This is a genomic window from Kocuria sp. NPDC057446 (genome assembly GCF_042802875.1).
GTDB lineage: Bacteria > Actinomycetota > Actinomycetes > Actinomycetales > Micrococcaceae > Kocuria.
Window position 1 is genome coordinate 1 of the sequence record NZ_JBHVDI010000214.1, and the last position, 4,980, is coordinate 4,980.

At 70.4% G+C, this 4,980-nt stretch carries 3 protein-coding genes; 1 reads left to right on the top strand and 2 read right to left on the bottom strand.

Annotated features, from left to right (window positions below; genetic code table 11):
* Positions 1-143: 143 nt before the first annotated feature.
* Both grpE and dnaK read right to left on the bottom strand, forming a co-directional pair.
* Positions 144-803 carry a nucleotide exchange factor GrpE gene (grpE, locus tag ACFU0Y_RS17020; RefSeq protein ID WP_380215970.1) on the bottom strand — a complete coding sequence of 220 codons (660 nt, stop codon included), beginning with the start codon at positions 801-803 and terminating at the stop codon, positions 144-146.
* A complete protein-coding gene (gene dnaK / locus ACFU0Y_RS17025; RefSeq protein WP_380215973.1) occupies positions 800-2,647 on the bottom strand; it encodes a molecular chaperone DnaK in 1,848 nt (615 codons plus the stop codon). The genes grpE and dnaK overlap by 4 nt, the downstream gene beginning before the upstream one ends.
* A 318-nt stretch (positions 2,648-2,965) precedes the next feature.
* Here dnaK and ACFU0Y_RS17030 point away from each other — a divergent pair, with 318 nt between their 5' ends.
* Complete coding sequence (locus tag ACFU0Y_RS17030) at positions 2,966-4,939, top strand: BCCT family transporter (protein WP_380215975.1); 1,974 nt, start codon at positions 2,966-2,968, stop codon at positions 4,937-4,939.
* Positions 4,940-4,980: the final 41 nt, after the last annotated feature.

The window sequence follows — 4,980 nt, forward strand, 5'->3', positions numbered from 1 at the left end:
GTGGTGCGTTCCCGGGGTCGTTCGGCCAGGGCGAAGCCGAGGGCGCCGAGCAGCAGGAGTGCGCCGGGGACGGGTGGACGGGTCAGGGGAGGCCCGCGGGGCGGACCTCCCCTGCCGTCGCCGGGCTCAGGCCGGGACCGGCCTCACTCGGCGACCGCGACGGCGACCTGGGCCGGGCGCACCACGCGCTCGCCGATCCGGAAGCCGGAGCGCAGCACCATCGAGACCTGGTCGGGCTCGACCTCGCTCGTGGGCTGCTGCAGCACCGCCTCGTGGACGTTCGGGTCGAACTTCTCCCCGACCTCCCCGAGGCGCACGAGCCCGTGCCGCACGAGGGTCTCCTCGAGCTTGTTCGCGATCGCCGCGAACGGGCCGTCGGTGAGGTCGCCCGCCTGCCGGGCCGCGTCGATGTCGTCGAACACCGGCAGCAGCGTCTGGAGGAGGTCGCCGGTCACGAAGGTCCGGAGCTGCTCCTTCTCGCGCGCCGTGCGGTGCTTGAAGTTCACGAACTCGGCCTGCAGCCGGCGCAGCTCCTCGAGCCGCTCCTCGGCGAGGGCGGCCGCCGGGGAGTCCTCCCCCACGGTCTCCGGCGCGGCGTCCCCGGACTCCGCGTCGGTCGACTGCGGGGTCGAGAGGATGTCGTCCACCGTCAGGCCCTCCGGCCCGGCCTCCTCCTGGGGGCCGGTGCCGGGGTCCTGCGCACGGTGCTCGCCGGAGGCCGCGGCGGGATCGCCGGGGACGTTCCCGGTGCCGTGGCCGTCCGCGTTCTCCTCGGGTCCTGGTGTGGGGTCGGGCATGCTCACTTCTTCTCGTCCTCGTCGTCGACGACCTCGGCGTCGACGATGTCCTCGTCACCGGTGGCGCCGGTGGCGCCCTCACCCGGGGCGCCCTCGGCCTGCGACTGCGCGTAGAGAGCCTCGCCGAGCTTGGTCTGGGACTGCTGGAGCTTGTCGTACGCCGTCTTCACGGCGTCGTCGTCCTCGCCCTCGAGCGCCTGCTTCAGGGCGTCGACGTCCGCCTGCACCTCGGACTTGACGTCCGCGGGCAGCTTCTCGTCGTTGTCCTTCAGGAGCTTGTCGACGGAGTACGCCTGCTGCTCCGCGTTGTTGCGCAGGTCCGCCGCCTCGCGGCGCACCCGGTCCGCCTCGGCGTTGGCCTCGGCGTCCTTGACCATGCGGTCGATGTCCTCCTTGGACAGGGAGGACCCGCCCGTGATGGTCATCGACTGCTCGGTGCCGGTGCCCTTGTCCTTCGCGGAGACGTGCACGATGCCGTTGGCGTCGATGTCGAAGGTGACCTCGATCTGCGGCATCCCGCGAGGGGCGGGGGCGATGCCGGTCAGCTCGAAGGTGCCCAGGTTCTTGTTGTCCCGGGTGAACTGGCGCTCGCCCTGGAAGACCTGGATGGACACGGACGGCTGGTTGTCCTCGGCCGTGGTGAAGGTCTCGGACCGCTTGGTGGGGATGGCCGTGTTGCGCTCGATGAGCTTGGTCATCACGCCGCCCTTGGTCTCGATGCCCAGCGACAGCGGGGTCACGTCGATCAGGAGCACGTCCTTGCGGTCGCCCTTGAGCACGCCCGCCTGGATGGCGGCGCCGACGGCGACGACCTCGTCCGGGTTCACGCCCTTGTTGGGCTCCTTGCCGGCCAGGCGCTGGACGGTCTCGGCGACCGCGGGCATGCGGGTCGAGCCGCCCACCAGCACCACGTGGTCGATGTCGGACACGGAGATGCCGGCCTCGGCGATGACGTCCTTGAACGGCTTCTCGGTGCGCTCCAGCAGGTCCCGGGTGAGCTCCTCGAACTTGGCGCGGGTGAGCCGCTCGTCCAGGTGCACCGGCCCCTCGGGGGTCACCGACAGGTACTGCAGCGAGATGTTGGTGCTCGTCGCGGAGGACAGCTCCTTCTTGGCCTGCTCGGCGGTCTCCTTGAGGCGCTGCAGGGCGATCTTGTCCTTGGACAGGTCAGCGCCCGTCTTGGACTTCACCTGGGAGAGCAGCCAGTCGACGACCCGCTGGTCCCAGTCGTCGCCGCCGAGGCGGTTGTCGCCGGCGGTCGAACGGACCTGGATGGTGGAGAAGTCGTCCTCGTCCTTGCCGACCTCCAGCAGAGAGACGTCGAAGGTGCCGCCGCCGAGGTCGAAGACGAGGATGAGCTCGTCCTCCTTGCCCTTCTCGAGCCCGTAGGCCAGCGCCGCCGCGGTGGGCTCGTTGACGATGCGCAGCACGTTCATGCCCGCGATCTCACCGGCCTCCTTGGTGGCCTGGCGCTCGGCGTCGTTGAAGTACGCCGGGACGGTGATCACGGCGTCGGTGACCTTGTCGCCGAGGTAGGACTCGGCGTCGGTCTTGAGCTTCATCAGGATGCGCGCCGAGATCTCCTGCGGCGTGTACTTCTTGCCGTCGATGTCGGTGGACCACCCGGTGCCCATGTGGCGCTTGACCGAGGCGATCGTGCGGTCCACGTTGGTGACGGCCTGGCGCTTGGCGATGTCGCCGACCAGGGTCTCGCCGTCCTTCGAGAAGGCGACGACGGACGGGGTGGTCCGGTTGCCCTCGGCGTTGGCGATGACGGTGGGCTCGCCGCCCTCCAGCACGGACACCACGGAGTTGGTGGTGCCGAGGTCGATTCCTACTGCACGAGACATGGACGTGTTCTCCTTCGGGTCGAGCTGAACCGGGCGGGCCGCAACGGCCCCGTTGGGGTCCCGGAGGTCTCAGGTCTTGAGTTTTCCTGGCTCAAGTCTGCCACGTGAGCCGCCGATGTCAACTTAACTTGAGCCACTTCGACTCAACCCACTGGCGTCCGTCGGTGTGGGACTCCGCGCAGTCCCTCCTGCGGCTCCGGGGCGTCGGTTACGGTGGAGTGTTCGGTCCTGTCCGCACGGACCGTCGTCGACATCCCCGGGTCCGCCCCGCACGCACCGACACGACACCGCACGCACCCCGACACCCCAGGAGTCCTTGTGAGCACCACGCCACCCCATTCGTCGCAGCCGCCCGGCGAGGCCGACGGCTCCCGCCGGCCGAAGCCGCGGGAGGTGCTGCGCGAGATCAACTACCCGCACGGCATCCACCCCGCCCTGGTCCCCGGCATCGCCGTCGAGGACCAGAAGCTGAGCTACGGCACGGACAAGGTGGTCTTCACCGTCACCGCCGCGCTGATCGTGGGGTTCATCGCCTGGGGCGTGCTCTCCACCGAGTCCCTGACGGCCGCCTCCACCGCGGCCCTGGGCTGGGTCACCGGCAACACCGGGTGGTTCTTCACCGCCCTGTCCACGGCCGCCGTGCTGTTCATGCTCGTCGTCGGCTTCTCGAGGACGGGTCGGATCCCCCTGGGCATGGACGACGAGAAGCCCGAGTACTCCTTCTTCTCGTGGCTCGCGATGCTCTTCGCCGCCGGCATGGGCATCGGCCTGATGTTCTACGGCGCCTCCGAGCCGCTGAGCCACTTCGGCGCCGGCGTGCCCGGCTTCGGGGCGGAGCCCGGCTCCGAGGAGATGACCGTCTACGCCCTGGTCCAGACGGCCTTCCACTGGGGTCTCAACCCCTGGGCCATGTACGCCGTGGTCGGCGCGGCCGTCGCGTACGGCGCCTACCGCCGCGGGCGCTCCCCGCTCATCAGCCGGATCTTCGTGCCGCTGATCGGCCAGCGGCGCGCCGAGGGCGGCCTGGGCCGGCTCATCGACGTGTTCGCCATCTTCGCGACCCTCTTCGGCACGGCGGCCTCGCTCGGGATCGGCGCGCTGCAGATCTCGCGGGGCCTCGAGATCGTCGCCGGCTGGGGACCCCTCGGCAACAGCGGCCTCATCACCATCATCGCCGTCCTCACCGCCGCCTTCGTGGTCTCCGCGGTCTCCGGCGTGGCCCGCGGCATCCGCTACCTCTCCAACACGAACCTGCTGCTGGCCTTCCTGCTGGCCCTGTTCGTGTTCGTGGCCGGCCCCACCGTCCTGATCCTGGACCTGGTCCCCGCCGTGTTCAGCACCTACCTGCAGGAGTACCTCTGGATGACGGGGCAGACCGGCGGCTGGGGCGAGGACGCGACCGCCTTCGCGGGCGGCTGGACCGTCTTCTACTGGGCCTGGTGGCTGTCCTGGTCCCCGTTCGTCGGGATGTTCATCGCGAAGATCTCCCGCGGCCGCACGCTGCGCCAGTTCGTGACCGTGGTGCTGGTGGTCCCCTCCTCGATGTGCGTGCTCTGGTTCGTGGTCATCGGCGGCACGTCCATGTACCTGCAGCGCACCGGGACCGACCTGGCCGCCGCGGGCGGCCAGGAGGCCGCGCTGTTCGGCATGCTCGATGCCCTGCCCTTCGGCGCGATCACGTCGGTGCTCGCCATGGTCATCATCGGCATCTTCTTCGTGACTAGCGCGGACTCCGCCTCGATCGTCATGGGCACGCTGTCCCAGCGGGGCCAGCCGGAGCCGAACCGGCCGATCGTCGTGTTCTGGGGCCTGTGCCTCGGCGGCATCGCATCGGTCATGATGCTCGTGGGCGGCGACGACGCCCTGACCGGCATGCAGAACCTGGTCACCGTCTCGGCCCTGCCGTTCGCGGTGATCGTCGCCTTCCTCATGGTCTCCTTCTACAAGGACCTGCGCAGCGACCCCGCCACGATCCGCCACGCGTTCGCCCTCACGGCGGTGCGCAAGGCCGTGATCCACGGCATCGAGGAGCACGGCGACGACTTCGCCCTGCAGGTGGAGCACGCCCCCGGCGCCCGTGCCGCCGGCGAGACCTTCGACTCCCACGACCCGGCCGTCACCGACTGGTACCGGCGGGTCGACGAGAACGGCGAGGAGATCGACCTCGCCGCGGAGACCGGTTCGCGCGCCGACCAGCAGGCCGACCAGGAGCCGGAGCGCCCGGACGCCCGTCAGGAGCGCCTGGATCCGGACGAGCAGCGCGCGCTCGACCCGACCGTCCGCCGGTCCTGACCGGACCCGCGCCGTGCGGCCGTCGCCCCTCGGGCGGCGGC